This window comes from Jeongeupia sp. USM3, assembly GCF_001808185.1.
Classification (GTDB): domain Bacteria; phylum Pseudomonadota; class Gammaproteobacteria; order Burkholderiales; family Chitinibacteraceae; genus Jeongeupia.
In genome coordinates this window covers 706,414-733,159 of record NZ_CP017668.1, presented here as the reverse complement: position 1 = coordinate 733,159, position 26,746 = coordinate 706,414, and the positions used below count along the sequence as shown (strand labels likewise).

The 26,746-nt window shown below is 65.7% G+C and carries 30 protein-coding genes and 1 tRNA gene; 23 read left to right on the top strand and 8 right to left on the bottom strand.

The annotated features are described in order from the left end of the window. The first annotated feature begins 53 nt into the window (after positions 1 to 53). The 4 genes from BJP62_RS03325 (at position 54) to BJP62_RS03310 (ending at position 3,251) form a co-directional block, all read left to right on the top strand. Positions 54 to 1,208, top strand: coding sequence for an ATP phosphoribosyltransferase regulatory subunit (locus BJP62_RS03325; RefSeq protein ID WP_070526498.1), 1,155 nt, complete (start codon positions 54 to 56; stop codon positions 1,206 to 1,208). 76 nt (positions 1,209 to 1,284) lie between these two features. Beyond that, entirely contained in the window at positions 1,285 to 2,580 is a 1,296-nt protein-coding gene (locus BJP62_RS03320) for an adenylosuccinate synthase (protein WP_070526494.1), read from the top strand. A gap of 122 nt (positions 2,581 to 2,702) precedes the next feature. Continuing rightward, positions 2,703 to 2,930 (top strand): DUF2061 domain-containing protein, encoded by a 228-nt coding sequence (locus BJP62_RS03315; protein ID WP_070526492.1) that lies wholly within the window; start codon positions 2,703 to 2,705, stop codon positions 2,928 to 2,930. Positions 2,931 to 3,032: 102 nt separating this feature from the next. Beyond that, positions 3,033 to 3,251: a bacterioferritin-associated ferredoxin gene (locus BJP62_RS03310; RefSeq protein ID WP_070526489.1), complete on the top strand. Its 219-nt coding sequence runs from the start codon at positions 3,033 to 3,035 to the stop codon at positions 3,249 to 3,251. Between the two features lie 69 nt (positions 3,252 to 3,320). Here BJP62_RS03310 and bfr (BJP62_RS03305) read toward each other — a convergent pair whose 3' ends face one another. Together bfr (BJP62_RS03305) and bfr (BJP62_RS03300) are read right to left on the bottom strand one after the other, a co-directional pair. Next, complete coding sequence (gene bfr, locus BJP62_RS03305) at positions 3,321 to 3,791, bottom strand: bacterioferritin (protein WP_070526486.1); 471 nt, start codon at positions 3,789 to 3,791, stop codon at positions 3,321 to 3,323. Between the two features lie 15 nt (positions 3,792 to 3,806). Further along, the gene (gene bfr / locus BJP62_RS03300) at positions 3,807 to 4,277 is read right to left on the bottom strand and encodes a bacterioferritin (protein WP_070526484.1); all 471 of its coding nucleotides are present in this window, start codon (positions 4,275 to 4,277) and stop codon (positions 3,807 to 3,809) included. A 234-nt stretch (positions 4,278 to 4,511) separates the two neighbouring features. On the opposite strand from bfr (BJP62_RS03300), the gene BJP62_RS03295 reads away from it, so the two are divergent. The 5 genes from BJP62_RS03295 (at position 4,512) to BJP62_RS03275 (ending at position 8,727) form a co-directional block, all read left to right on the top strand. Then, complete coding sequence (locus BJP62_RS03295) at positions 4,512 to 5,294, top strand: inositol monophosphatase family protein (protein WP_070526481.1); 783 nt, start codon at positions 4,512 to 4,514, stop codon at positions 5,292 to 5,294. Positions 5,295 to 5,335: 41 nt separating this feature from the next. Continuing rightward, positions 5,336 to 5,533: a DUF3460 family protein gene (locus tag BJP62_RS03290; protein ID WP_070526478.1), complete on the top strand. Its 198-nt coding sequence runs from the start codon at positions 5,336 to 5,338 to the stop codon at positions 5,531 to 5,533. 121 nt (positions 5,534 to 5,654) lie between these two features. Then, positions 5,655 to 6,857, top strand: a complete 1,203-nt coding sequence (purT, locus tag BJP62_RS03285; protein ID WP_070526475.1) for a formate-dependent phosphoribosylglycinamide formyltransferase — start codon at positions 5,655 to 5,657, stop codon at positions 6,855 to 6,857. Then, entirely contained in the window at positions 6,854 to 7,246 is a 393-nt protein-coding gene (locus tag BJP62_RS03280; protein ID WP_205700954.1) for a group II truncated hemoglobin, read from the top strand. Before purT ends, BJP62_RS03280 begins: the two co-directional genes overlap by 4 nt. A 23-nt stretch (positions 7,247 to 7,269) precedes the next feature. After that, positions 7,270 to 8,727 carry a rhomboid family intramembrane serine protease gene (locus tag BJP62_RS03275; protein WP_070526472.1) on the top strand — a complete coding sequence of 486 codons (1,458 nt, stop codon included), beginning with the start codon at positions 7,270 to 7,272 and terminating at the stop codon, positions 8,725 to 8,727. Here BJP62_RS03275 and BJP62_RS03270 read toward each other — a convergent pair. From BJP62_RS03270 to trmL, 3 genes are all read right to left on the bottom strand, one after another. After that, a complete protein-coding gene (locus tag BJP62_RS03270; protein WP_145927084.1) occupies positions 8,721 to 9,998 on the bottom strand; it encodes a hypothetical protein in 1,278 nt (425 codons plus the stop codon). The two genes, BJP62_RS03275 and BJP62_RS03270, sit on opposite strands and share 7 nt — an antisense overlap. Positions 9,999 to 10,117: 119 nt before the next feature. After that, positions 10,118 to 10,810, bottom strand: a complete 693-nt coding sequence (locus BJP62_RS03265; protein ID WP_205700953.1) for a ParB-like protein — start codon at positions 10,808 to 10,810, stop codon at positions 10,118 to 10,120. Then, on the bottom strand, positions 10,811 to 11,275 hold the full coding sequence (gene trmL, locus BJP62_RS03260; RefSeq protein WP_070526467.1) for a tRNA (uridine(34)/cytosine(34)/5-carboxymethylaminomethyluridine(34)-2'-O)-methyltransferase TrmL: 465 nt from the start codon (positions 11,273 to 11,275) through the stop codon (positions 10,811 to 10,813). An 89-nt stretch (positions 11,276 to 11,364) separates the two neighbouring features. Between trmL and BJP62_RS03255 the strand changes: the two genes are divergently transcribed. From BJP62_RS03255 to BJP62_RS03215, 9 genes are all read left to right on the top strand, one after another. Next, positions 11,365 to 11,724 (top strand): hypothetical protein, encoded by a 360-nt coding sequence (locus tag BJP62_RS03255; RefSeq protein WP_145927083.1) that lies wholly within the window; start codon positions 11,365 to 11,367, stop codon positions 11,722 to 11,724. Between the two features lie 100 nt (positions 11,725 to 11,824). Beyond that, positions 11,825 to 12,676, top strand: a complete 852-nt coding sequence (gene purU, locus BJP62_RS03250; RefSeq protein ID WP_070526462.1) for a formyltetrahydrofolate deformylase — start codon at positions 11,825 to 11,827, stop codon at positions 12,674 to 12,676. Positions 12,677 to 12,728: 52 nt separating this feature from the next. Continuing rightward, positions 12,729 to 13,922, top strand: a complete 1,194-nt coding sequence (gene gspF, locus BJP62_RS03245) for a type II secretion system inner membrane protein GspF (RefSeq protein ID WP_070526459.1) — start codon at positions 12,729 to 12,731, stop codon at positions 13,920 to 13,922. Positions 13,923 to 13,940: 18 nt separating this feature from the next. Continuing rightward, positions 13,941 to 14,378, top strand: a complete 438-nt coding sequence (gene gspG, locus BJP62_RS03240; RefSeq protein ID WP_070526456.1) for a type II secretion system major pseudopilin GspG — start codon at positions 13,941 to 13,943, stop codon at positions 14,376 to 14,378. Between the two features lie 9 nt (positions 14,379 to 14,387). After that, a complete protein-coding gene (locus BJP62_RS03235; protein ID WP_070526454.1) occupies positions 14,388 to 14,870 on the top strand; it encodes a GspH/FimT family pseudopilin in 483 nt (160 codons plus the stop codon). After that, positions 14,860 to 15,231 carry a type II secretion system minor pseudopilin GspI gene (gspI, locus tag BJP62_RS03230; RefSeq protein ID WP_070526451.1) on the top strand — a complete coding sequence of 124 codons (372 nt, stop codon included), beginning with the start codon at positions 14,860 to 14,862 and terminating at the stop codon, positions 15,229 to 15,231. The genes BJP62_RS03235 and gspI overlap by 11 nt, the downstream gene beginning before the upstream one ends. Continuing rightward, complete coding sequence (gspJ, locus tag BJP62_RS03225; protein WP_070526448.1) at positions 15,218 to 15,796, top strand: type II secretion system minor pseudopilin GspJ; 579 nt, start codon at positions 15,218 to 15,220, stop codon at positions 15,794 to 15,796. The genes gspI and gspJ overlap by 14 nt, the downstream gene beginning before the upstream one ends. A gap of 8 nt (positions 15,797 to 15,804) precedes the next feature. Continuing rightward, positions 15,805 to 16,713: a type II secretion system minor pseudopilin GspK gene (gene gspK, locus BJP62_RS03220; protein WP_070526446.1), complete on the top strand. Its 909-nt coding sequence runs from the start codon at positions 15,805 to 15,807 to the stop codon at positions 16,711 to 16,713. A 116-nt stretch (positions 16,714 to 16,829) separates the two neighbouring features. Continuing rightward, the gene (locus BJP62_RS03215; protein ID WP_070526443.1) at positions 16,830 to 17,162 is read left to right on the top strand and encodes a DUF2845 domain-containing protein; all 333 of its coding nucleotides are present in this window, start codon (positions 16,830 to 16,832) and stop codon (positions 17,160 to 17,162) included. A 105-nt stretch (positions 17,163 to 17,267) separates the two neighbouring features. Here the strand turns inward: BJP62_RS03215 and BJP62_RS03210 are convergent, their stop codons facing one another. Beyond that, on the bottom strand, positions 17,268 to 17,669 hold the full coding sequence (locus tag BJP62_RS03210; protein WP_145927082.1) for an EF-hand domain-containing protein: 402 nt from the start codon (positions 17,667 to 17,669) through the stop codon (positions 17,268 to 17,270). Positions 17,670 to 17,940: 271 nt separating this feature from the next. On the opposite strand from BJP62_RS03210, the gene BJP62_RS03205 reads away from it, so the two are divergent. The 3 genes from BJP62_RS03205 to pyk all read left to right on the top strand — a co-directional run bounded on the left by BJP62_RS03205 (position 17,941) and on the right by pyk (position 20,278). Next, positions 17,941 to 18,189 (top strand): hypothetical protein, encoded by a 249-nt coding sequence (locus BJP62_RS03205; RefSeq protein ID WP_070526438.1) that lies wholly within the window; start codon positions 17,941 to 17,943, stop codon positions 18,187 to 18,189. 390 nt (positions 18,190 to 18,579) lie between these two features. Next, positions 18,580 to 18,654 (top strand) — tRNA-Arg (locus BJP62_RS03200). Positions 18,655 to 18,841: 187 nt separating this feature from the next. Beyond that, on the top strand, positions 18,842 to 20,278 hold the full coding sequence (gene pyk / locus BJP62_RS03195) for a pyruvate kinase (protein ID WP_070526435.1): 1,437 nt from the start codon (positions 18,842 to 18,844) through the stop codon (positions 20,276 to 20,278). A gap of 252 nt (positions 20,279 to 20,530) precedes the next feature. Here the strand turns inward: pyk and BJP62_RS03190 are convergent, their stop codons facing one another. Next, a complete protein-coding gene (locus BJP62_RS03190; RefSeq protein ID WP_070526432.1) occupies positions 20,531 to 22,414 on the bottom strand; it encodes a methyl-accepting chemotaxis protein in 1,884 nt (627 codons plus the stop codon). A gap of 244 nt (positions 22,415 to 22,658) precedes the next feature. Further along, positions 22,659 to 24,869 (bottom strand): bifunctional (p)ppGpp synthetase/guanosine-3',5'-bis(diphosphate) 3'-pyrophosphohydrolase, encoded by a 2,211-nt coding sequence (locus BJP62_RS03185; RefSeq protein ID WP_070526430.1) that lies wholly within the window; start codon positions 24,867 to 24,869, stop codon positions 22,659 to 22,661. A gap of 235 nt (positions 24,870 to 25,104) precedes the next feature. On the opposite strand from BJP62_RS03185, the gene BJP62_RS03180 reads away from it, so the two are divergent. Then, on the top strand, positions 25,105 to 25,656 hold the full coding sequence (locus tag BJP62_RS03180) for a DUF2062 domain-containing protein (protein WP_070526427.1): 552 nt from the start codon (positions 25,105 to 25,107) through the stop codon (positions 25,654 to 25,656). Positions 25,657 to 25,746: 90 nt separating this feature from the next. After that, positions 25,747 to 26,727, top strand: coding sequence for a hypothetical protein (locus BJP62_RS03175; protein ID WP_070526424.1), 981 nt, complete (start codon positions 25,747 to 25,749; stop codon positions 26,725 to 26,727). Positions 26,728 to 26,746: the final 19 nt, after the last annotated feature.

Sequence of the window (26,746 nt, the reverse complement as noted above, 5' to 3'; positions counted from 1 at the left end):
ATTGAAATGGCGCCCGACCGGCTTTGCCGGCGGGCCTTTGGTTTGACTGGAATATGAGAAACTGGATTCTTCCGGAGTACATTTCCGACGTGCTGCCGCGCGAAGCGCGCCAGATTGAAACCATGCGTCGCGGCATGCTCGACCTGTTCGGTCGTTACGGCTACGAGCTGGTGATGCCGCCGCTGGTCGAGTATGTCGAATCGCTGTTCCTGCTCGACGATCCGGCGCTGAACCTCAAGACCTTCAAGCTCGTTGACGAGCTGACCGGCCGGCAAATGGGGCTGCGCGCCGACATCACGCCGCAGGTGGCGCGGATCGATGCGCACATCCTCGACCGCAAGGGCGTAACGCGGCTGTGCTACGCGGGCTCGGTCGTCAATACCCGTCCGGACGGCATCCAGTCGACGCGCGAGCCGCGGCAGATCGGCGCTGAAATCTACGGCAGTGCCGACGTCGCCGCCGACGTCGAGATCATCGAGCTGCTGTTTGCCTGTCTCGGGCTGGCCGGGCTCGACGATATCCGTCTCGACATCGGCCATATCGGACTGTTCCATGCGCTGGCCGACGCGGCGGCGCTGCGCGGCACGCTGCGGGACGAGGCGTTCAACGCCCTGCAACAGAAAGACGTGCCGACCCTGAAAGCGCTGACGGCCGGGTTGCCGGAGTCGCTGGCGCAGGGGATCTGCGCGCTGCCGTCGCTGTACGGTGGTGCCGAGACGCTGGCGCGCGCACGGGCGGCTTTGCCGCAGCTACCCGGCGTGATGGACGCGCTCGACGCGCTGCAAGCGCTGGCGACGGCGCTGGCGGCGCGGCAGATCGCTGTCCGTTTCGACCTGGCCGAAGTCAAAAGCAGCGACTACCACACCGGGCTGGTGTTTGCCGCGTATACGACCGGTTTTGCCAATGCGCTGGCGCGCGGCGGCCGCTATGACCGTGTCGGCGAAAAGTTTGGCCGGGCCCGTGCGGCGACCGGCTTCAGTCTCGACGTCCGCGCGCTGACGCGGCTGCCGTTCCCGGACGCCGCGCCCGGCATCCTTGCGCCCGCAGGCGACGATCCGCGGCTGATCGCTGCGATACGTGCATTGCGGGTTCAGGGGGAAACAGTGGTCGTCGACCTCGGTGTCGTGGCTGATGAAGTGCGCGTCGACCGGCAGCTGGTCGACGGCAAGGATGGCTGGCAGGTCGTCGCGCTCGACGACAAGGCATAAGATTTCCCTACCGGTCTGTGCGGCCGCCCGCTGCATGCACCGTTCGCAATTCCCTTTGATTTGATTGAGGTTTGGCATGAGCAGAAACGTTGTCGTGATCGGCACCCAATGGGGCGACGAGGGCAAGGGCAAGATCGTGGACTGGCTGACGGACCAGGCGCAGGGCGTGGTCCGTTTCCAGGGCGGTCACAACGCCGGTCACACGCTGGTGGTCGGTGGCAAGAAGACCGTATTGCGGCTGATTCCGTCGGGCATCCTGCACGCGGGCAAGGCCTGCTTCATCGGCAACGGTGTGGTGATCTCGCCGGAAGCGCTGCTGAAGGAAATCGACGAGCTCGAAGCCGCCGGTGTCGACGTGCTCAAGCGCCTGAAGATTTCCGAGGCCTGCCCGCTGATCCTGCCGTATCACATCGCGATCGACCAGGCGCGTGAAGCGGCCAAGGGCGACAAGAAGATCGGCACCACCGGCCGCGGCATCGGCCCGGCCTACGAGGACAAGATCGCGCGTCGCTCGATCCGGCTGCAGGACCTGTACTACCCGGAGCGTTTCGCCGCCAAGCTGCTTGAAAACCTCGACTGGTACAACTTTGCGCTCAAGCACTACTACAAGGCCGAGCCGCTCGACTTCCAGCGCGTGCATGACGAAACGCTGGCGTACGCCGAACGCATCAAGCCGATGATGGCCGACGTTTCGCGCGATCTGTACGAACTGAACAAGTCCGGCGCATCGCTGCTGTTCGAAGGCGCGCAGGGCACGCTGCTCGACATCGACCACGGTACCTATCCGTTCGTGACCTCGAGCAACTGCGTGGCGGGTGCGGCGGCACCGGGCGCCGGCGTGGCGCCGCAGATGCTGCAATACGTGCTCGGCATCGTGAAGGCCTACACCACCCGCGTCGGTTCGGGCCCGTTCCCGACCGAACTGTTCGACGATGTCGGTGCCGGCCTGGCCCAGCGCGGCAACGAGTTCGGTTCGGTGACCGGCCGTCCGCGTCGCTGCGGCTGGTTCGACGCGGCCGCACTGAAGCGCTCGATCCAGATCAACGGCGTGTCGGGCCTGTGCGTGACCAAGCTCGACGTGATGGACGGCATCGAGACGATCAACCTCTGTACCGGTTACAAGCTCGACGGCAAGCTCGTCGACATCCTGCCGATCGGCGCCGAGAACATCGCGCGTTGCGAGCCGATCTATGAAGCGATGCCGGGCTGGAGCGATTCGACCGTCGGCATCAAGCGCTACGAAGATCTGCCGGCGAATGCGCAGGCGTACCTGAAGCGCATCGAAGCGATCTGCGAAGCGCCGGTCGACATGATTTCGACCGGTCCGGACCGTGAAGAAACCATCGTGCTGCGCCATCCGTTCAACGGGTAAGCGCAATCGATGACAGAAGCCCCGCCAGCGTGCGGGGTTTTTTTTGCGGCTATGGCGGCGATAGCAACAATTGACTGTCTGTTGTTTTGATAATGGTTATCATTAATAAAAAGGAGCCCGCCATGGTCAAGACTGCCACCTTTGCCGCTACCCATTTCACCGTCGCGTTCGCGGTCGCCTATGCCCTGACCGGCAGTTTCGGCGTGGCCAGCCTGCTGGCGCTGGTCGAGCCGATGGTCAACACCGTGGCGTACCACTTCCACGAGAAGGTCTGGGAGCGCATTCGCGGCCGGCGCGACAGCGTTGGCGCCGACGCCGGTCACGCCGGATTGTGCGGTCACGGCCACTGAGGCCGTTTATCGGTCAGTCTGCAGCGGACGGTGTGTCCGCTTGCGCTGTGGGGAGGCTTGCATTCATAATGAGAATGCTTATCAATATTTGACATTGCCTCCATGTACGTTTGCGTCTGCAACAGCGTTACCGACAAAGACATCCACCGCGCCGTGATGCGGGGCGTGCGCACGTTCAAGGAACTCAAGCACGAAACCGAGGTGGCGACGTGCTGCGGCAAGTGTGCCGGTTGTGCCAAGCAGGTGCTGAAAGAGGCGATCCACCAGCATGCCCGCGACGAGCATGCGGTGCCGTCCTTCGGCGGGCTGGCTGCAGCCTGAGACGCAATGCACGAATGCAAACGGGGCGCCCATCGGCGCCCCGTTGTCGTTTCTTCCTGCCGGGCAGGATCAGCCGGCTTGCAGTTGCAGGTAGTTCGGCAGTCCGAGCGCGTCGATCAGGCCAAGCTGCTGTTCAAGCCAGTGCGCGTGATCCTGCTCGGTGTCGTCGAGCAGGGTGACCAGCATGCCGCGGGTGACGTAATCCTGCACCGATTCGCATAGCGCGATGACCTGTTTCAGCGCATTGGCAACCTCGATCTCGGTGACCAGATCGTTCTTCAGCATGGCCGGCACATCGGCGCCGATGCGCAGCGCAGTGCGTGCGGCGACGTTGGGCGTGCCGCCGAGGAAGAGGATGCGTGCGATCAGCTTGGTTGCGTGGCCGATTTCGTCGCCGCGCTCGTGGTCGATACGGGCGAACAGCTTGGTGTAGCCCCAGTTGTCGTACATCTGGCTGTGGACGAAGTACTGGTCGATCGAGGTGAGTTCGGCGGCGAGCAATTCGTTCAGTGCCGCGATGACCTTGGTATTGCCTTGCATGTCGGTTCTCCGTTCTTATTCGCCAACCTGCGATTGCAGGTAGTTCTGCAGTCCGAGCGAGGTGCGCAGCTCGGCCTGGGTTTCGAGCCAGTCGAGGTATTCCTCTTCGTCTTCGAGCAGGTTCTCGAGCAGATCGCGCGAAACGTAATCCTGCGCCTCCTCGCACAGCGCGACGGTTTCGCGCAGGGTCTTCAGGTGACCGCCGACGAGCTTGAGGTCGCAGTCGAGCATTTCCGGTACGGCTTCGCCGATCAGCAGCTTGCCCAGCTGCTGCAGGTTCGGCAGCCCTTCGAGAAACAGGATGCGCTCGATCAGCTTGTCGGCGCGTTTCATCGCGTCGATCGACTCGTGGTAGACCCGGTCGTTCAGCTGCTTGTAGCCCCAGTTCCGGTACATGCGCGCATGCAGGAAATACTGGTTGATCGCGACCAGCTCATTGCCGAGCACGCCGTTCAACGCTTTGATGACTTTCTTGTCGCCTTGCATCGTGATTCTCCATTTCTTATTGCTGGGTTTATTTTATCCGGATTTGATTCGATTCCTAATTATTTGTTTGCACGAATATCCGAATATATTGCGAATCATTACCGTTTGAATTGCGGATGGATAATTGTTCTCATTATTGCAATTGCCGGTGGCGCGTTGTCATGGCCGCAAGGTGGAGGGCCGGCGGAGCGGCGTGGTAGTCTGCCGGACGTCCAGATGATGAGAGTACCTGCCATGCCGATTCCGTCCGCCGACCAGCTCGCGCTGGCCCAGCAGCTTGCCGATGCCAGTGCCGAGGTGATCCGCGGCTACTACCGCCAGGACTTCGCCATCATCGACAAGGACGATGACAGCCCGGTGACGCAGGCCGACCGCGAGGCCGAAAAGGCGATGCGGGCGCTGATCGAAGCACGGCGGCCGCAGGACGGCATCATCGGCGAGGAGTTCGGCGAGCAGAATGCCGATGCCGACTGGGTGTGGGTGCTCGACCCGGTCGACGGTACCAAGTCGTTCACGGTCGGGCGGCCCTTGTTCGTGACGCTGATCGGGCTTATGTATCGCGGCGAGCCGGTGCTCGGTGTGATCAATCAGCCGGTTACCGGCGATCGCTGGATCGGTGGCGAGGGCGTGCCGACGACGCTGAATGGCGCGGCCGTGCGGAGCAGCGCCGTCGGCGAGCTGGCCGGCGCGATCATCGGCACCACCGGGCCGGAATATCTGCCAAGGGCGCGGCCGGTGTTCGAATCGCTGGCCCGCCGCAGCCGCTACCAGATCTACGGCGGCGACGGCTATCTGTACGCACAGCTCGCCAGCGGCTGGCTGCAGCTTGTCGTCGAGGAGGGGCTGAAGCTGCACGACTTCGCCGCGCTGGCGCCGGTGATCAACGCCGCCGGCGGCAGGATGACCGACTGGCAGGGGAAGGCACTGCACCGGCACAGCGAAGGCTGCGTGCTGGCTGCCGCCAATGCGACGCTGCACGCGGCCGTGCTCCCCGAGCTGGCGGCATTGACGGTATAATCGCCGCAAAATCACGATACCGCCGCACGGATTAGCCGACCATGTTCAAGAACACCCGATACGTTTCCGAATACACCCAGTTCATGCAGGGCTACCTGAAGGACCATCCGGATGTGGCCAAGGGCCAGGTCGACGGGCGTGCGCTGCTGTGGGACAAGGCACCGATCAATCTCGACGAGCGCGAACGCGCCGGCGAGTCGAACGTGCCGCAGAAGCCGTACCCCTACCTGACCGAATAAGCGTCGTCATACTCCAGAACAGGCCGGCATTCCGGCCTGTTTGCATTTGGGCAGTCCGGGCCGCCGGGTGCCGCATGTTAAGATCGCGGCCATTCCTCTCCATCATTCAGGAAGCCGTTCCATGCGTCTGGGTACCCCTTTATCCGCGTCGGCCACCAAGGTCATGCTGCTGGGCTGCGGCGAGCTCGGCAAGGAAGTGATCATCGCGTTGCAGCGCCTCGGCGTCGAAGTGATCGGCGTCGACCGCTATGCCGATGCGCCGGGCATGCAGGTCGCGCACCGCAGCCACGTGATCAACATGGCCGACGCCGCAGCGCTGCGGGCGCTGGTCGAAGCCGAGCGTCCGCAGCTGATCGTGCCCGAGATCGAGGCGATCGCGACCGACGAGCTGCTGCGGATCGAGGCCGACGGCCTGGCCGAGGTGATCCCGACCGCGCGCGCGACCAACCTGACGATGAACCGCGAGGGCATCCGCCGCCTCGCCGGCGAAACGCTAGCCCTGCCGACGTCGCCGTACCGCTTTGCGTCGAGCTTCGACGAAATGGCCGCTGCGGCTGCCGACATCGGCTATCCGTGCCTGGTGAAGCCGGTGATGTCGTCATCGGGCAAGGGGCAGTCGACGCTCACGGGGCCGGATGACCTGCGTGCGGCGTGGGACTATGCGGCCAGCGGTGGTCGCGTCGACGCCGGCAAGGTCATCGTCGAAGGCTTCATCGACTTCGACTACGAGATCACCTTGCTGACGGTGCGCGCGATCGGGGCCGGCGGCGAGGTCGAAACGCAGTTCTGCGCGCCGATCGGCCATGTGCAGGTCAAGGGCGACTACGTCGAGAGCTGGCAGCCGCAGCCGATGAGCCCGGTCGCGCTCGAACGCGCGCGAGAGATCGCCAGGGCAGTGACCGACAACCTCGGCGGTCGCGGCCTGTTCGGGGTCGAGCTGTTCGTCAAGGGCGACATGGTGTGGTTCTCCGAAGTCAGCCCGCGGCCGCACGACACCGGTCTGGTGACGCTGGCGAGCCAGCGCTTCTCCGAGTTCGAGCTGCATGCGCGGGCGATCCTGAAACTGCCGGTCGACGCCAGCCTGCGCGAGCCGGCGGCGAGCGCGGTGATCTACGGCGGCATGGACGAGGCCGGCATCGCTTTCGACGGCGTCGCCGATGCGCTGGCGGTGCCGGGCGCCGACCTGCGCCTGTTCGGCAAGCCCGAAGCGTTCGAGCGCCGCCGCATGGGTGTTGCCGTCGCGACGGCCGCGGACACCGATCTCGCACGCGAGCGCGCCAGACTGGCCGCATCCTGCGTCAAGCCGGTCAAGGTGCAGCGATGAGCGAAGTGCAGGAAATGACGCCATACCAGCTGCTCGGCGGCGACGTGGTATTGCGGCAACTGGTCGACCGCTTCTACGACATCATGGCGAGCGATCCGCGCACGGCGGGCATCCACGCGATGCACGCGCCGGATACCGCGCTGATCCGCGACAAGTTCTTCGACTTCCTCTCGGGCTGGCTTGGCGGTCCGCAGCGCTTTATCGAGAAATACGGTCATCCGCGCCTGCGCGGCCGGCACATGCCGTTTTCGATCGGCGAATCCGAACGCGACCAGTGGCTGCTGTGCATGTTCCAGGCGATGGAACAGACGCCGATGGATCCGGCCCTGCGCGAGCACCTCGAAGAAGCGTTCTACAAGACCGCCGACTTCATGCGCAACCAGGGCTGATCGGTCCGCGCCGGGAGAGCTGGATGCTGATTCTGCCCCTGCCGGCGCAACCCGACTGGCGGCGCCCGCCGTGGGTGACGCTCCTGCTGATCGTTGCCTGCTGCGTGATCTATTTCGGTTGCCAGTACCACGACGATGCCCGCCGTACGCGTGCGTTCGAGCACTACCACGCTGCCGGGGTCGCCGAGATCGAACTGCCGCGCTATCTCGCCGAACTCGAACGCCGTGGCGAGCAGGCGCTGCTGACCGAGCTGCGCGCCGACGGCGACGGTTTGTCACCGCGTACGCTGATGGCGCTGCAGGGCGATCCGGATTTCCTGCAGCGGCTGGGCACCGATCAGGTCATCGGCCCGGCGATGCCCGAATACGCCGCCTGGCGCGCCGGCCGCGCCGGGTTTGACCGGCTGTACCGGCAGGTGTTTACCGACCGCTTCGCGCTGCGACCGGCCGCCCCGACGCCGCTGGCCGCGCTGATGCACATGTTCATGCACGGCAGCGTCGACCATCTGCTCGGCAATATGGCGATCCTGTTCATCGTCGGCTACACGGTCGAGGTGGCGCTCGGCGGTGGCGTGTTCCTGCTGTTCTATCTGATCGCCGGTTTCGGTGCGGCCATCCCGGACCTGATCGGCGGTGCGCCGCGCTATTCGGTGTCGCTCGGCGCCTCGGGCGCCATTGCCGGCGTCATGGCGATGTTCGTCGTGCTCTATGGGCTGCGCAGGATCCGTTTCTTCTACTGGTTTGTCGTCTACTTCAACACGATGAAGGCGCCGGCGCTGATCGTGCTGCCGGTCTGGCTGCTGACCGAACTCTGGATGAAGCTCAGCGCCCCCGAGAGCCATGTCAACTACATGGCGCATTTTGCCGGGCTGCTCAGCGGCACGGCGCTGGCGGCGGTTTACCGTTTCCGGCGCAAGGGGCGTTCGGCGGCAAGGATCGAATCGGACGATGCCGCTGTGCGGAGCCTGGCGCAGCAGCGGCAGGCGGAGCGCTGGGCTGCCGATCTGCAATTCGACAAGGCGGCGACGGCGTATGCGAAGCTGGTACAGCAGCATCCCGCTAACGCGGAGTTTGTTGCAGCGTATTACCGCACGGCTAGGCTGCAGGCCGATCCGGCATTGCGGCGGCAGGCCGGGCTCACGGTGATCGGACTGGCACCGGCCGAGCCCGCACTGCGGCCGGCAGCGGCCGAGGCCTGGCAGGCCGCGCTGGCGCAGCGCTCGGCCCTGCCCAAACTCGCCGTATCACAATGGCTGCGGCTGGCCGCGGGCTGGCTCGACGACGGAGATGCCGACAGCGCCGGGCGGCTGTTGCAAATGCTGGTGCAGCGCGCGCCGGCGCAGCCTGCCTTGCCGGTACTGCTCTACCGCGCCGGCAAGCTGTTCAGGCGGAAAGGGGATGTGGCCCGTGCCGACGCCTGCTGGCAATTGCTGACGCAGCATTATCCCGAGAGCGACGAGGCCAGACTGCCGCGTTACTGAGCGGCAAGCCGGTCGAGCATCTGCAGCAGCTTCTCTGCTTCCGGGCGGGCCGGGTGGCGGGGAAAGCGTGCGATCAGCGCCAGCAGCAGCTTTCGGGCCTGCACATCGTCGCCACGGTGTTCGCAGAGGAGGCGCGCGCCAAGCAGCATCGCCGCCGCGATGGCGGCGTGGCCCGGAAAGCGCTTCTCGAATCCGCGCAGCAGGCTGAATGCCAGCGCGGGCTTGCCTTGCTCGTGCGCCAGCTGGGCCAGCCGCACGGCCAGCTCGCCGCTGGCCGGCTGGAAATCGGCCAGCCGGGGCCGGACCGATTCGATCACGGCGAGTCCCTGTCCCGGCTTGCCGGCCTGCTGCAGCGCGGCGAGGTAATGGCCGGCCGCGGCGCGCAGGGCGTCGTCGGGCGCGCCGGCGGCGAGCAGCAGCTTCAGGTAGCGTTCGTGCAGGCTCAGCTCGGCCGGATGCTCGCGCAAGGCGGTACGCAGCGTGGCCAGCGCGGCACCCGTCTCGTCGGCAAGCAGCAGCGCGGCGGCTTCGCCGACGGCGCGCTGTTGCGGCGTTTGCGGCGCCGGGGCGGCGGCATGGACGGCCAGGCCGATCGCGTCGTGATACTGGTACAGCACGTAACCCATCAGCCGGTACATCACCAGCGTGAAGTACATATGGATGAAACCCACGCAGCTCCAGCCCAGCAGCGGGCTGCCGATCCGGCCCGGCAGCGCGTATGTTGCCGCCGTGGCACCGATTCCCAGCAGGGCAAGGCAGGCCCACAGGCCGAGGTAGGGCAGGCCGATGTCGCGGATCAGCTCCCAGAGCCGTTCGGGCGAGACCGATTCGACCAGGCTGTCGCTGAGCGTGAGCTGCATGATGCTGGCCGGCCACGCCAGCAGCAGCACCAGCGACAGCAGCTCGCCGGCCAGCGGCCCGAGCGCCGTTCCGGCCAGCGCGACGATGGCGCCGGCCAGTACCAGCGCCACAAAATGCTTGTACGGCCGCCATCGGTGCGATTCGTCATGCTGGAACGCGAGCGGCGTTTCGCCATGATGGCCGATCGCGGTGCGCTCCAGCACCGAAAACGCAAAGCGCAGAAAGCAGACCGCCACGAGCAGCAGCCCGAGCAGGCCGGCCAGTCCGCCGCCGGTCAGCCACATCAGCGCGGCGAACACGGCAACGAAGCCCGCGAGCGGCAGCAGTGCTTCCGGCCGGAACGGATAGGCGAAAAACCGCGGGAAGCACTCCCAGTAGGGCGTGATCGCGGGCGGACGGCGTGAAGTCATCGGATGGGGCGGCTGGACGGACATGCCGACACTCTAGCCGAGCAAAAATGCCCGAGTCATCCCCGGGCCGGATGTGTCGCCGAAATGCCCCGGAGGCGCGGACGGTGTCTTGCCGCCATTCAGTCGGCGTGCCGGCAGTCCTTGCGGTAGCCGGGCAGCGCGCTGGCGGCAGGCAGGCACGCCAGCCGGCGGGCTTCGTCGAGCGCCGCCGGCAGTGTGCCGCGGTCAAGCGGTCGCCAGCCCATTTGCTCGCCGAAGTACCGTGCCCAGGCGAACTCGACGAAATAGGCGCGCCTGGCCTTGTCGTAGAAGCCGGCATCCTGCGCATAGCCGGCCAGGCTGCGATAGGGGTCGTCACCGAGCGCCGAAAGCGTTGCCGGCAGTTGCGCCGGCGTAATCGCCTTGCCGCGCGCGTCGTACAGCCAGGCCCAGTGGCGGGCGACCATCTGCGGCCAGAAATCGCCGTCGAGCTTGCCGATCAGCTTGACGCTGGTCTGGCTCTGGCCCGCTTTCAGCAGTGCGCTGGCGAGATGGTGCCGGTCGGTCAGGTAGAAGCCGCCGTCGGGGCCGAGCACGACCGGAATCTGCTTCTTGCGCGCGATCGCGTCGAGCCGTGCGGCCGGCTTGCCGGCGAGCCTCGCCGCTTCGTCGTCGACCTGGATCCGGCCGACATTGGGCTGGGTCGGGCGCAGCGCGGCGAGCGGCAACTGGCAGATGTCGTCGATCGGCGTTTGCACCGTGCACGGCGCCGCGTGGACGACCGGGCTCGCCAGCGCGGCCAGCAGTGCCAGCGGATTCAGCCCGATGCGCACTCAGGCTCCGTCGGCATAGCCGTTCTGCCGCCATGCCTCGAACACCGTGACCGCGACCGCGTTCGAGAGGTTGAGGCTGCGCTGGCCCGCGCGCATCGGCAGGCGGATGCGCCGGTCGGCGGCAAAGCGCGCCAGCACGTCGTCGGGCAGGCCGCGCGTTTCGGGGCCGAAGACGAAAACGTCGCCGGGCTCAAACGCGAGCGCATCGAAACGGCTGCTTCCCTTGGTCGTCATCGCAAAGAAGCGCCGGCCGGGCAGCGCCGCGGCCAGCGCATCCCAGTCGTCGTGGACACGCAGTTCGGCGTACTCGTGGTAGTCGAGTCCGGCGCGCTTGAGCTTGCTGTCGTCGAGCTCGAAGCCGAGCGGCCGGACGAGATGCAGCGTGCAGCCGGTATTGGCGGCGAGCCGGATCACATTGCCGGTGTTGGGGGGGATTTCCGGTTGAAACAGAACGATGTCGAACATGGTGAGCCGATGAATGGTGAGCGTGTTGTCGTGGTTTGTAAGTTTAATTGCCTATGCTGCATTGCACACCGCCGACGAGGGTGATCGGTATGATACTGATTCCAGAGGAAATTCTGCGCTCCGCCGCAAAGATGGCCATGCTCGACGGGCTGGCGCCGGCGCAGACGATGGCCGTGGTCTTCCGTGCGATCGATCACGAGTTCGCCGGTGCCGGCGGCCGGCGCTTCAACCCGGCGCGTACCGCCGGCATCGGTGCGGCGATCTACGCGGCGATGTTCGGCTACGCCTTCCGGTTTGTCGCCGATCCGGGCGAGCGCGGCGGACACCGCTGGGAAAACGAGATTCCGCAGCACGGCTACAGCCCGCCGTTCCAGTCGCTGTTCATCGAGGCGATGCTGCTGGTCGACACGCACCGGCGCCGCCGCCACGCCATGGCCGAGCCATTGTAACCGCGCTGACACGTCGTTTCGTTAGGCTGACGCATTGTCGATACGGTGGCGGCGGGTGAAGCTGCTAGAATCGGCAACAGCTTTTTGCCCCGGATCATCCATGAATACCGCTACATTGCTGATCAGCTGCCCGGACCGCAAGGGTCTGTCCGCCGCGATCGCCAACTTTCTGTATACCTACAACGCCAATATCGTCCACGTCGACCAGCACCAGGACAACTCGGAAAACCTGTTCCTGATGCGAGTCGAGTGGGATCTGACTGATTTCACCCTCGACATGGACGCGTTCACCCCGGCGTTCCAGCCGATCGCCGACCGCTTCCAGATGCAGTGGACCGTCGCACTGTCGGCCGAGCGGCCGAAGATGGCGATCTTCGTCTCCAAGTACGACCACTGCCTCGTCGACCTGCTGTATCGCCACAAGAGCGGCGAGCTGCACTGCGATATTCCGCTGATCATCTCGAACCACGACGATTGCCGCGCGCTGGCCGAGTTCTACGGCATCGCCTATCACGTGATTCCGGTCGGCAAGGACAACAAGGCGGGGGCCGAGGCCGAACAGAAGGCATTGCTCGAAGCGCACGGCATCGATCTGATCGTGCTGGCGCGCTACATGCAGGTGCTGTCGCACGACTTCACCGCCGCCTATCCGCAGCGCGTGATCAACATCCACCACAGCTTCCTGCCGGCATTCGACGGCGCCAAGCCTTACCACCGCGCATTTGCCCGCGGCGTGAAGCTGATCGGCGCGACCAGCCACTACGTGACCGAGGTGCTCGACGACGGCCCGATCATCGAGCAGGACGTGATCCGCATCTCGCACCGCGACGATGTCGAGGAGCTGATCCGCAAGGGCCGCGACCTCGAGAAGATGGTGCTGGCGCGCGCGGTCAAGTGGCACCTCGAGCACCGCGTGCTGGTGTATTCGAACAAGACCGTGATCTTCGCCTGATCCGCATGCGGCCGCCGGCGGAGCGCAATCGTTCGAAGGGCGGCCATACGGCATGAGTACCTTCCACTACCGCGCCGTCGGCGGCGACGGCCGCGAGGTCCGCGGCGCGATCGAGGCAGACAATGCGCGCCAGGCGCGACTGCAGTTGCGCGAACGGGGCTTGTGGGTCAGCGAACTGGCCAACGGCACGGCGAGGGCACGCCGCCAGCGCGGCCTCGGCACGGCACGGCTGGCCTTGCTGACACGGCAGCTGTCGACGCTGCTCGACGCCGGCCTGACGCTCGATGAGGCGCTGGTCGTGCTCGGCGAGCAGAGCGACGGCGAGCGCGAAAAGGCGCTGGTGCTGGCGCTGCGCAGCGAGATCCTCGCCGGCGTGTCGTTGTCACAGGCGCTGGCGAGCCATCCGGCGGCGTTTCCCGAGCTGTACCGGACCATCGTCGCCGCCGGCGAGGAGTCGGGCAAGGCTGCGGCGGTGATGCAGCGGCTGGCCGACTACCTCGAAAGCCGCGCCGCGCTGGCATCGAAAGTGATGCTGGCGTTCATTTATCCGATGGTGGTGATGGTCGTCTCGGTGCTGGTCATCATCGGCCTCCTGACCTGGGTCGTCCCGCAGATGGTGACGGTGTTCCAGAGCGCCAAGCAGACACTGCCTTTGCTGACCCGGGCGCTGCTGTGGACCAGTGCCGTGGTCCGTGACTGGGGGGCGGTGCTGTTGCTGCTGGCCTCGGTCGCCGGTTTTGCCGGATGGCGCGCGTTGAAGCGGCCGGCGGTTCGGCGCGCTTTCGATTTGTGGACGCTGAAGCTGCCGCTGTTCGGCCGCTTCGAGCGTGCCGGCAATACCGCCAGACTGGCGTCGACCTTGGCGATCCTCGTCGGCAGCGGTGTGCCGCTGTTGCGGGCGATGGGCGCGGCGGCCGGCGTGATCGGCAACCTGCCGCTGCGCGACGCGGTGCAGACCGCGGCGACACAGGTACGCGAAGGGATGTCGCTGTCGCGCGCGCTGGCGGAATCGAAACTGTTCCCGCCGGTGCTGATCCACCTGATCGGCAGCGGCGAGGCCACCGGCCGGCTCGAGCAGATGCTCGACAAGGCGGCGCAGCAGCAAAGCCAGGAACTCGAAAACCGGGTGGCCACGTTCACCAGCCTGCTCGGCCCGATCATGGTGCTGCTGATGGGCGGCGTGGTGCTGCTGATCGTGCTGGCGATCCTGCTGCCGGTGTTCGAAATGAACCAGCTGATCAAATAACTCAAACGTGGAGCAGAGATGATGCAAGCCCGAAGCGCGGTCCAGCGCGGTTTTACCCTGATCGAGATCCTTGTCGTGATCACCATTCTGGCGATTCTCGGCGCGCTGATCGTGCCCAAGATCATGGACCGGCCGAACGAGGCGCGCGTCGTTGCGGCCAAGCAGGACATCCGCAGCGTGGTGCAGGCGCTCAAGCTCTACAAGCTCGACAACGGCCGCTACCCGACCACCGAGCAGGGGCTGAAGGCGCTGACCGAGAAGCCGGGCCTGCCGCCGGTGCCGACGAACTGGAAGACCGGCGGTTATCTCGAGAAGCTGCCGAAAGACCCGTGGGACGGTGATTACCTCTATCTGAATCCGGGGCTCAAGGGCGAGATCGACGTGATGAGCTACGGTGCCGACGGCGCGCAGGGCGGCGAAGGCTACGACGCCGACATCGGCTCGTGGCAGCTCTAGATTCATAGCATGTTCCGCCGACGCGGCTTCACGCTGGTCGAAATCCTGGTCGCACTGGCCATCGTCGGCCTGATCCTCGGGCTGGCGGTGGTGCGGCTGAACGACTCGGACGCGACGACGCTGTCGCGCGAGGCCGAGCGGCTGGCGCTGCTGCTCGACGGCGCCCGCGACGCGGCGATCAACTCGGGCCGGGCGACGGCCTGGTCGAGCGACGGCCGCGGCTACCAGTTCTGGCTGCTCGACGACCAGAACGGCTGGCAGGCGATCGGCGCCGACGAAGTGCTGCGCGCGCGCGAGTGGCCCGAGGGCATCGCGCTGAGCGCGCTGACGGTCGACCTGCGCGAGCGGCCGATCGGCGAGCGCATCGTGTTCGAGCCGTCCGGCGTCAACGCGCCGTTCCGGGTCGAGCTGCGGCTCGGCGAGGTGCGCTGGCGGCTCGACGGCGACGCGATGGGACGGGTCGTGGCCCGCGCGGTGAGCGATGCGGCCTAGTCACGGTTTAACGCTGGTCGAGGTGCTGGTTGCGCTGGCGGTGCTGGCGATCGCGATGGCCGCGGCCTTGCGCGCGGTGTCGGCGAGTACCGATACCGCCGGCGAGCTGGCGACGCGCACGCTGGCGGGCTGGGTTGCGCAGAACCGGCTGGCGGAAATCACCGCGCGCGGCGAGTTTCCCGAGCCGGGCCGGCGCGAAGGCCGCGCCAGCATGGCCGGGCGCGAGTTCGTCTGGCAGGAGGACGACGGCGTGTCGCCGAACCGCAGCTTCCGCCGCGTCGAAATCAAGGTCTATGCGGAAGGCAAGCCGGACCACGCCGTCGCCACGCTGACCGGATACCTGGCCCATGTCCCGCGCTGACGGCTTTACGCTGCTCGAATTGCTGGTTGCGCTGGCGATCTTCAGCGTGATCGCGCTCGTGGCGTGGCGCGGGCTTGATTCGGTGGCGACGACCAAATTGCGCCTCGATGCCGAGGCGCAGTCGTGGCGCGAGCTGTCGCTGGTGTTCGACCGGATCGGCGACGACCTCGGCCAGTCGCTGCGGCGGTCGTGGCGTGATGGCGAAGGCCGCTTGCAGCCGGCCTTCGGCGGCCGTGATGCCGCGTCCGCGCCGGCGCTCGAATTCGTCCGCTTCGCCCGCGACCGCGATCCGCAACGCGTTGCCTACCGCCTTGACGGCAACACGCTGGCACTGCAACTGTGGGATGTGCTCGATGCGGCACCGGACGCCAAACCGGCGACGCTGCCGCTGCTGGACGATATCGGTACGTTCTCGGCCGCCTTTCTCGATGCCGGAGGCACTTGGCAGACGCACTGGCCGGCCGGTGCCAGTGCCGCCGCCGAGGCGCCGTTGCCGCGCGCGGTGAAGGTCACGCTGGCGCGCGTCGGCAGTGCGCCGATCGAGCGGGTGTTCGCGCTGCCATGAGCGCGTCGATGCGGCGACAGTCCGGCATCGCGCTGATCACCGCGGTGATCACCGCTGCGCTGGTTGCCGCGCTGGCGGCGTGGATCGCCTGGCGCCAGCAACTGTGGTTCTTCCAGCTCGAAAACCAGCTCGACCAGGGGCAGGCGAGGGCGATCGCCTATTCGGGGATGCAACTGGCGCGTTTCACCTTGCGCGACGATGCGCGCAACAACCAGCTCGACCATCTGCTCGAGCCGTGGAACATCCCGATCCCGGCGATTCCGGTCGAGCAGGGCAAGGTCGGCGGGCGCTTGCTCGAACAGCAGGGCCGGTTCAATCTCAACAACGTCGTCATCGACGGCCGGGCCAGCGATGCGGGCATCGCCAGCTGCCGGCGCCTGTTCGAGCTGCTCGGCATTCCGGCGCAGCGCGTCGACGCGCTCGTCGACTGGGTCGATGCCGATGGCGAAGCGCGTTCGGGCGGCGCCGAGGACGGCGATTACCTGCCGCGCGGTTACCGCACCGCCAACCAGCCGCTGAACGATCTGGCGTCGCTGTCGCGGATCAGCGGTTTCGACGCCGACACCATTGCCCGGCTGACGCCGTTCGTCACCGTCCTGCCGCAGCCGACACCGGTCAACGTCAATTTCGCGTCGCCCGAAGTCCTGGCCGCGATGATAGAGGGCATGACCCTGCAGGACGCGCAGGCCGTGGTGGCCCGACGCGCCGGCCGTTACTTCCAGAATGTGGCCGAGTTCACCGACGCGGTGCCCGAGCGCGTGCGCGGCCGGGTTCCCGGCGAGTCGCTGACGGTGCAGAGCCGCTATTTCGTCAACGAAATCGATGCCCGCTTCGGCCGCGTGACGGTGCGCTACGCCTCGCTGCTCGAGCGCAACGGTGACACATTGCCGCGAATCGTGTGGATGCGCCGGCGCTAGCCTTGATACATTTGGCATCCATCCGGCATCGAACCTTCGTCGTTTGCCGTGCTCTATGGTCGCAGTGCTCGCCCGTTCAACCCGCGCCGGAACACCGGCGTCACCAAGGATGATTCATGAACGTTTCCACCCTTGCCTTGCTCGCGCTCGGGCTGTGTTCGACCGCCGCCACGGCAGCCTCGTTCCGCTGCAACAACGACCTTGTCTATGTCGGCGATTCGCGCGCCACGGTGCTGCAAAAGTGCGGCGAGCCGATGGTCAAGGACTCGTTCTGCAAGGCGCCGCCGCAAACCGTGTCGACCGGCGGGCAGGGCACCGTGGTCAATGTCGTGCCGTGCGAGAACGTCGACGAATGGACCTACAACCCCGGCAGCGGCAAGTTCCTGACCACGCTGCGTTTCGAGCGCGGCACGCTCGCGGGCATCAGGGACGGCGATCGCGCCAAGTAGCCACGCCGTCCATGGCGGAGTGCGGCCGGACCGCTTCGGCGAAGCGGTCGCCCGAGCCGGTGGTCGCCGCCGCCGCCGGCACGCCGCGCACGGCCGGCCCTGGCGTCAACGGTCGGCGTTTCTCCCGCTCGCGGCCAGCGCGGTTTGCATTTCCCGCATCGACAGCATGCCGTCCTTGTTCGCATCCAGATGCTCGAAAATCCGCTCGGCCCTGGGGGTCATGAACTGGACGAAGCCGTCCTTGGTCACGTCGCCCGCCATCGGCGGCGGAACCGACGCGTCGCTGCCCTTGCCGGCCAGCCTTTCCCGCGCCGCCTCGCGTTCCAGCTCGGTCAGCACGCCGTCCCGGTTCTGATCGAGCCGATCGAACATCCGGTCGACGCGATTCATGGCGTTCTGCATGAACTGTGCATGCGACACGCCGCCCTGTGCGCCGGCTGTTGCCGATGCCATGCAGCCGAATGCAACGGCCAGGGAAACGATCTTCAGCGCCTGCATGATGCTCATCCTGTTGAATTAACGACTATTGCCGAATCATAGCGCCCGATCATCTGCAGAACTGAGACAGAACGCAAAGCCGGTCGACAAAATGCAACGGTCGGAAAGCAGGGGACAGGTCCGGTCAAAGGGCGCAATAAAACAGACAGACGAGGCAACGCTTGGGCGTTTTCACCCTCCAATCAGGCTGACGGTCGTCGTTCCTGGCGGTGCTGGGCACGCATGCGGTGACCGGGGCCCCGGGTCGAGGGGGAAGCCAACCAGTACCGGAGGGCTGTTCATGCAAGTGAGATCTGTGTACGTGTTCAGAGGCAGGACCGGTGAAGCATGCTTCACCCTGAGGGACAATCTGGGGGCGCGCGAAGAACTGGATGTGGTGCTCGAGACCCACAAGAAACTGAGGCCCGATGAACGGAGCCCCACTTACGGCGAGTATCCCGACGACCTGGCGCGGGACCTCGGCTTTGCCCGCCTGAGCTATTACCGCGTCGACCGGCCGAGTCCCGATCCGAAGATCATCCTCAACTGACTATCGCGGCCGCGCTATCCGGATGCGACTCGCGCTTGGTGCGCGGCGCCAGGCCTGCGGATGCGCCGAGTGGCGAGTCGGGCAAAAAAAAGCCCGGCATCGCCGGGCGAATGTACAGCACGAGAAGGGGGGGACTTTGTACAGGGCCGGGCGTGGATACGGCGGCCTTCACCCTGCCGCAGCGGTGGCCGGAACAACCTGGCAGAGCGCCGTTGCGACGAGTACCAGACTACGCAGCGGCGACGCGCCTTGAAATCGGAATGATCCGAAAAACCTGCTTGCCCGCCCCGAGCGGGCATTGTTTTGGCTTCGGTCGTTAGCCATCGGCACCGGTAAACCTATATAATGCCCGCCACCGCAACGGCAGCTCGTTCCGAACGAACCGCCGATGCCCCTGTAGTTAAATGGATATAACGGGCCCCTCCTAAGGGCCAGTTACAGGTTCGATTCCTGTCGGGGGTACCACCATGCCCGCAACCCGTCCCGGGGGCGGGTTTTTTTGCGCCTGCCGGCCGGGCGTGTTTTTTTGGCGTGCCTTGCGCTTGGCGTACACGCTGCTGGCAGGCTTGCTGGCATATAATCTTGGCCGAGACGGCGCCCTGGGCGGCGCCGCGAATAAGAAGACTCCGCAGACTCAGGCAAAGGAAGAAACATGCTACGCAGCACCAAGATCGTCGCCACGCTCGGCCCCGCCTCGAGCGATCAGAATACGCTGGACCGCCTGCTCGCCGCCGGCGTCAACATGGTCCGCCTGAATTTTTCCCATGGCAGTGCCCAGGACCATATCGATCGCGCCGCGATGGTACGCGCGTGTGCGGAGCGGGCGGGGCAGGCTCTGGCGATCATGGCCGACCTGCAAGGACCGAAGATCCGCGTCGGCAAGTTCGAGAAGAACAAGATCACGTTGAAGAAGGGTGACCGCTTCATCCTCGACGCCGCGTGCGAGCTCGGCAATCAGGAGCGCGTCGGCCTCGACTACAAGGAGCTGCCGAATGATGTCGAGCCCGGTGCGATCCTGCTGCTCGACGACGGCAAGGTGCAGCTCGAGGTGCTCGAAGTGCGCGGCCCCGAGGTGTATACGACGGTGCTGGTCGGCGGGCCGCTGTCGAACAACAAGGGCATCAACCGCAAGGGCGGCGGGCTGACCGCGCCGGCGCTGACCGCCAAGGATATGGAAGACATCAAGACCGCGGCCAAGCTCGGTGCCGATTTCGTCGCGGTGTCGTTCCCGAAATCGGGTGCCGACATGTATATGGCGCGCACGCTGTTGCGCGCAGCCGGCAGCAAGGCGCAGCTGATTGCCAAGATCGAGCGCACCGAGGCGATCGCCAACCTGGAAGAAATCGTCGAAGCGTCGGACGGCATCATGGTCGCGCGTGGCGATCTGGCGGTCGAGGTTGGCGATGCGGCGGTGCCGGCGCTGCAAAAGCGCATGATCAAGGTGGCAAGGCAGAAGAACAAGCTGTCGATCACCGCGACGCAGATGATGGAATCGATGATCAGCAGCCCGGTGCCGACGCGCGCCGAAGTCTCCGACGTTGCCAACGCGGTGCTCGACGGCACCGACGCGGTGATGCTGTCGGCGGAATCGGCGGCAGGCCAGTTTCCGGTCGAGACGGTCGAGTCGATGTCGCGCGTCTGCATTGAGGCCGAGAAGTCGGTCGGTCGCAAGATCAGCGACGACATCCTCGGCCCGGGCGAGTTTTCGCGCATCGACCAGAGCATTTCGATGGCGGCGCTGTTCGCGTCGGCGCACCTGCAGGTCAAGGCGATCGCCGCGCTGACGCAGTCGGGTTCGTCGGCGCTGTGGCTGTCGCGCTTCGTGTCGGGCATCCCGATCTATGCGCTGACGCCAGAAGTCGAGACCTACCGCCGGCTGGCGCTGTTCCGCGATGTGCTGCCGATGACGATTTCGCAGGAAAACACCGACCGCGACAGCCTGCTGATCCGCGCCGAAGTCGAGATGCTGCGCCAGGGCGTGGTGCAGCAGGGCGATCTGGTCGTGTTCACCTACGGCGAGGTGGTCGGCCAGGGCGGCGGGACCAACAGCATGAAGATCGTCAAGATCGGCGAACACCGCAACGGCTGATCCGGCACCGTTCCCCCCAAACCGCCACCATCGAGGTGGCGGTTTTTTTTGCGCCGCCGGCGGGAAAAAAAAGCCCGCGTGAACGCGGGCTGGAATCTCTCGTATTTAGGAACCTGAGTTCCTGAAACCATCATATGCGCTGTCAGCGGCCCGTACAGCGGAACGAGTTACGCTTGATGATGCGAAAATTTACATATCAACCATTCATTTTTCTTGTTATTGCTTTTTGCAACCAAATGACCGGCGGGCGCTTCACAGCTTGAACTTGCCGAACATCTGCCGCAGGAAGGTCGCCATCTCGTTGAGCTGATGCACCGTCGACGTGGCGCGCTGCATCGCAGCGTCCGACTTGTGCATCTGCGTGGTGATGTGCTCGGCGCTTTGCGCCATCGCCGTCGTCGCGTTCTGCTGCTCGCTGGTCGACAGCGCGATCTCGCCCATCCGTCGCATCACTTCGTCCATGTTCTCGCGGATATGGGCGATCTTCTCGGCGGCGGTGTTCGACAGCGACACGCCGCTCTGCACGGCGGCGTGCGTGCGCTCCATATTGCTGACCGCGGCAGCGGTCTCGGTACGCACGCCGTCGATCATGCCGGTGATTTGCAGCGTCGCCTGGCCGGTGCGCTCGGCGAGCTTGCGGACCTCGTCGGCGACCACGGCGAAGCCGCGGCCGGTTTCGCCGGCGCGGGCGGCTTCGATCGCTGCGTTCAGCGCCAGCAGATTGGTCTGGTCGGCGATGTCGCTGATCACGCGGATGATGCCGCTGATGTCCTGGGCGCGCTGGTTCAGCCCGTCGAGCAGGCCGGCAAGCTCGCTGACCGCTTCGGCCGACTTGCCGACCTCGTCGGCAACGGCCTTGACGGTTGCGGCCGATTCGCCCGAGAGCGCGCCGGTGGCGTTGACGAGGCTGTCGGCCTCGCGGGCGTTGTCGGCGATATGGCTGATGCTGACGGTGATTTCCTCGATCGTCGCCGCGTTCGACGCCGACAGGTCGGACAGCGCCTGCGAGTCGGTCGACAGCTGCTTGACCAACTGGTCGATGTCGGCCACGCCGCGCGTCAGCTGCTCGTTCTCGCGCTGCAGCTCGCCGAACATGCCGCGGAGCTGGTCGGTAAAGCGGTTGAAGGCTTGCGCGGTTTCGGCGATTTCGTCATTGCCGGCCACGTCGATCTTGCGGGTCAGGTCGCCGCCACCCTTGGCGATTTCGCTCATCGCGTCGCGAACGCGCACGAGGCCGGCGAGCATCCGCCGAACCAGCACGCCCGACAGCGGCACGATCACCGCGAGCATGACCGCGAGCGCGCCGACGCTCAGCCACAGCAAATGCCTGAGCGGCGCCAGCGCGACGGCCTTGTCGACGACGAGCACCAGCTCGAACTCGGTGCCGTCGATCGGCTGGATGTCGACGAACTTGGCCGCACCGTCGACGTCGACCTCGCTCAGCGCGCTGTTGCCGGCGATGGCGGCCATCTTCTCGGCGCTCATCTCGGGCGCGAAATCGCTGACCGGCTTGAGTACCTTGCCGCCATCGGCATGCGCGAGCACCTTGCCGTCCTTGCCGGCGAGGAAGGCGTAGCCGTTACCGGGCAGCTTGATGTTCAGCACGTCCTTGACCACGCCGTCGAGATAGATGTCGGCCGCGGCGACGCCCTTGAGGTTGCCGGCGGCATCCTTGACCGGTGCGGCGAAGGTCAGCACCAGTTGCTTGGTCGACGCGTCGACATACGGCGCGGTGACGATGGCCTTGCCGGCGCCGACGGCCTGCTTGTACCAAGGGCGCGAGGTCGGGTCGTAGTCCTTGGGCAGCGGGATCGGGTGGTCCTGCTGCATCTGCTTGTCGACGGTGCCGATATAGGTACTGTCGAACTTGGCGCTCTTGGCCGCCTGTACCAGCGGCGGCAGCAGCTCGGTGGCGCTGCCGAGCGCATGTGCGGTGCCGGCGACGATGTGCTGCTTGCCTTCGACCCAGTTGGTCAGCGCGACGTTGTAGCCGATGGCGGTACTGTTGATCTCGCTGGCCAGCGAATCGAGGATCTGCGCGCGCTGGCTGGTATACGCGGCGACCGACAGTGCAACGGTGATCAGCGCGGACAGCGCGGCGACGAAAACGACGAGTTTGGTGCGTAGTGATTGCATTGCATCTCCCGGGGCGAGTGGTCGAGTCCTGTATCAGACTTCGGTGTTATAGCTTTGAGGCGCGACCATATGTCATTCGGGTGATGACGCCAATAAGGTTGAACCGGCGATGCGGTGCGAAGCCGACGCGCGGTATGAAAGTGTCGGTTTGATGTCGCTCGCATTTGCTTTCAGGCGCGGTCCGTGCTTTGCCGTCGAAAAAAAGCCGGCCACACGGGCCGGCCTGTTGCGGGGCAGGGCGGTGTCAGAGTCGGATCACGCGCAGCACGCCGGGCACCTCGTTCAGCCGGGTGAAGATGCGCGGCAGGTCGTCGACACGCTGGATTTCGACGGTGAAGCGCATCCGCGCCAGCGTGTCGCGCGACAGCGTGTTGACCGCGGTGACGTTGATCTTCTCGCGCGACATCACGTCCGAGAGGTCGCGCAGCAGGCTGGTGCGGTCCTGCGCTTCGACGAGGATGTCGGTCGAGAACACGCCGCCGGCCTGCGTGATGCCCCAGTCGGCCTTGATCAGCCGCTCCGGCGCCTCGGTGGCCAGGCGCTTGAGCGTCGGGCAGTCGCTGCGGTGGATCGAGATGCCGCGCCCCTTGGTGACGAAACCGCAGACCGCATCGGGCGGCACCGGTTTGCAGCACCGGGCGAGCATCGTCATCAGCTTGTCGACGCCCTCGATCAGGATGCCCTCGCCGCGCTGGTCGGCGCGGGCGCGGCGGATCACGTCGTCGGGGTGGACCGGTTCTTCCGGCGTTTGCGGCTTTTCGTCGAAGGTCAGCGACTCGGCCAGCGCGCGCAGGGTCAGCTCGCCCTGACCGAGCGCGGCGAGCATTTCGTCGACGGTCTTGAAGCCGAGCCGGTGCGCGACGTCGTCCTGCCTGGCCTGGGTGCGGCCGACGCGCGCGGCCTCCTTGTCATAGAGCGTGCGGCCGGCCTCGATCGCGACGTCGAGGTTCTGCTGGCGGATCCAGTAGCGGATCTTCTGCGCCGCACGGTGGCTCTTCACATAGCCCTGATGCAGCCAGTCGAGGCTCGGACCGCCTTCCTTGGCAGACAGGATTTCGACGCGCTGGCCGTTCTTCAGCGACGTCGACAGCGGCACGATGGCGCCGTCGACCTTGGCGCCGCGGCAGCGGTGACCGAGGTCGGTGTGCAGGTGGTAGGCGAAGTCGACCGGCGTGCTGTCCTTGGGCAGGGCGATGACGCGGCCGGCCGGCGTCAGCACGTAGATCGTGTCGTCGAACAGTTCGGCCTTGAACGCGTCGGCCAGCTCGCCCTCGCCGACGACGTCGCTCTTCCAGTCGAGCAGCTGGCGCAGCCAGGCGATCTTCTCTTCGTACTTGCTGTCGCCCTTGCCGCCTTCCTTGTAGCGCCAGTGCGCGGCGACGCCGAATTCGGCGTGCTCGTGCATCTCGAAGGTGCGGATCTGCACCTCGAGCGCCTTGTCGTTGGGGCCGATCACCGCGGTGTGCAGGCTGCGGTAGAAATTGCCCTTCGGGTTGGCGATGTAGTCGTCGAATTCGCCCGGGATCGGCTGCCACAGGTTGTGGACGATGCCGAGCACCGTGTAGCAGTCCTTGACGTCGTCGACCAGTACGCGCACCGCGCGGATGTCGTACAGCTCGGAGAAGTCGAGCTTCTTCTTCTGCATCTTCTTGTAGATGCTGTAGATGTGCTTGGGCCGGCCCATCAGGCTGGCGTGCTCGACACCGGCGGCGGTGAGCTCGATGCGCAGCTTGCCGATCACGTCGTCGATGAACTGCTGCCGGTCGATCCGGCGCTCGTCGAGCAGCTTGGCGATCTTCTTGTAGACGTCCGGGTGCTGGTAGCGGAAGCCGAGGTCTTCGAGCTCCCACTTGATCTGCCAGACACCGAGCCGGTTGGCGAGCGGCGCGAAGAAGTCGAGCGTCTCGTCGGCGATGCGGCGGCGCACCTCGTCGCTCGCCTGGCCGAGCACGTGCATGGTCTGGGTGCGCCATGCCAGCTTGATCAGCACGACGCGCATGTCCTCGACCATCGCCAGCAGCATCTTGCGGATCGATTCGATCTGCGCCGCGGCCTCTTGCGGCTTGTGCACCGCCGAGACCGTGAGCTGGCGGATCTTGCGCACGCGGTTGACGCCGTCGACCAGCGTGGCGACGTCCTTGCCGAAGCGCTTTTCGATCTCGACCGCGGCATCCTTCAGATGGTCGGGCACGGCGAACAGCAGCGCGGCAATCACCGCGTCGGCGTCGAGCCGCAGGTCGGCGACGATGGCCGCGCTGGCCACCGAGTGCGGGAAGATCAGTTCGCCGATGTCCGGCAGCCGTTCGTCGCCGTAACACTCGGCCGCCCACGCCAGCGCCGCCTTCAGGCGGCTCATCGCCTCGGGCGGGTAGCGGTCGGACAGCTGCGCCAGCCAGCCTTGCGGGTTGGCGGCTTCAGCAATCGACTGGGCGAGTGGGCGGGTAACGGCGACCATGGCATCAATGGATTAGCGATAAGTCAGGAATTTTGCCCCATTCACCGGGTCAGTAGAAGGCGATATTTTGATGATTGCAATCATAAGCAGCCGTGGCCCCGTTTTTTACCTCTGCGCCGGTTGCCGGATAGCGCGCTGCAGCGGGCCGATCTTGCGAAAGGCGCCGGATGGCGGCAGCGGCGGTATACAGTTGCAGCAGTCCCTGCCGATTCATAAAACTCAGAACAAGGTTTTCATGCCCCGACGTTTCCTGCGGCGATTGCTGCCCGACCATGCCACGCTGAAGAAGAATGCGTTCCTGCGTCGCTACGCGCACTGGTTTTCCCATCCCAATCTATGGCATCTGAACCGGCACTCGGTCGCCGGCGGCGTTGCCGCGGGGATGATCGGCGGGATGATTCCGGGGCCGTTGCAGGTGATCACCGCCAGCCTGCTGGCACTGGGTTTTCGCGTCAATCTGCCGGTTGCCGTGTTCGCGACCTTCTACACCAATCCGCTGACGATCGGCCCGCTTTACTGGATTGCGGTCAAGCTCGGCGGTTTCATCACCGGGCTGGGCGGCGGGGAGCACGTACCGCCGATGCCGGGCTGGTCCGGGCTGACGATGCTCGATTGGGTCCAGGCCATGTGGCACTGGATGCTCTCGCTCGGCATGCCCCTGCTGATCGGCCTGCCGGTGCTGGCGGCACTGCTCGCCGTCGGCGGCTTCGTGGCCGTGCACGGCATCTGGCGGGTCTACATCTGGCTGGCGCTGCGCAAGCGGGCCAGTCGTCGTCGCTGGCGCTAGGCCGGGGAAGCGATTTGGCCACGCTTGCCGTGTGTTGAACCGGCCGGCCATGTGCCATGGCAGCGCCATATACTCCGAAATTCCGACGGCATGATGTGGCTGCAAGAAATGAACGACGTACGCATTCTGTTTTTCGAAGGTGCACCTGGCGCCGGCAAGTCCTGCCTGTCGCAGCATCTTGCCCGGCAGCTGGAGGCAAGCGGCCGATGCGTGTACTGGCTGGAAGAGCATGAGCTCAACGAGGCGGTGTTCGCCCCGTTTCATGCGCAGGTCGGGAGTGGCGAGGGTGCGGCGATCACCAGCCTGCTGGTGTGCTGGCAAAGCCTGCTGGCCCGGATCGACAGGTCGGCGGACATCCTCTGTCTTGATGGTGCCTTCTTTCATTCGACGATCAAGGTACTGCTCGCGCATGGCGTAAGCCGGCCCGGCATTGATGCGTACTTGAAGGCGCTGTATCCGCTTCTCGCCCGGTTTCGGCCCTGCCTGATCCATCTGGTGTGCGATGTGGCGCGGGTACTGCAGGAAACGATTGCGGAACGTGGCCACGCCTGGGCTGCGCTGGTTGCTGCCGATGTGGCCGACTACCCGGTGCAGCGTGCCGCGCAGCAGACCGGCGAGAGCGGGCTGATCGCGTTCTTTGTCGAAAGCCAGCTGCAGCTGGCGACGTTTGCGACCGCATACCCGTTTGCGCGGCTGCGCATCGATACCACCGCGCGGGACTGGGCCGGATACCAGGCGGCCTTGTGTACTGCTTTGGGGGTGCAGCCGGACGAGCCGGTGCGTTTCGAGGACTGTCTGGCGCAATACACCGGCATCTATCAGCCGCCGGACGGGTTTCCCGAAGCCTATCGCCAGCCGTTTCAAGTGGAGCTGGTCGGCGACGAATTGCGCCTGCATATGGGCTTCACGCGCAATTTCCGGCTGGAGCCGCTGGCCCGGAACCGCTTTGCCATCATCGGCCGGCCGCTGGAAATCGAGTTCGTCCGGGACGACGAGGGGCAGGTATGCAGCGCGATCTATCCCTTCGTGCCGGATCGGCGCTTTGTCTGCGAGCGGCTGGTGACCACCTGAGCCCAGTGGAGCAGTCGCT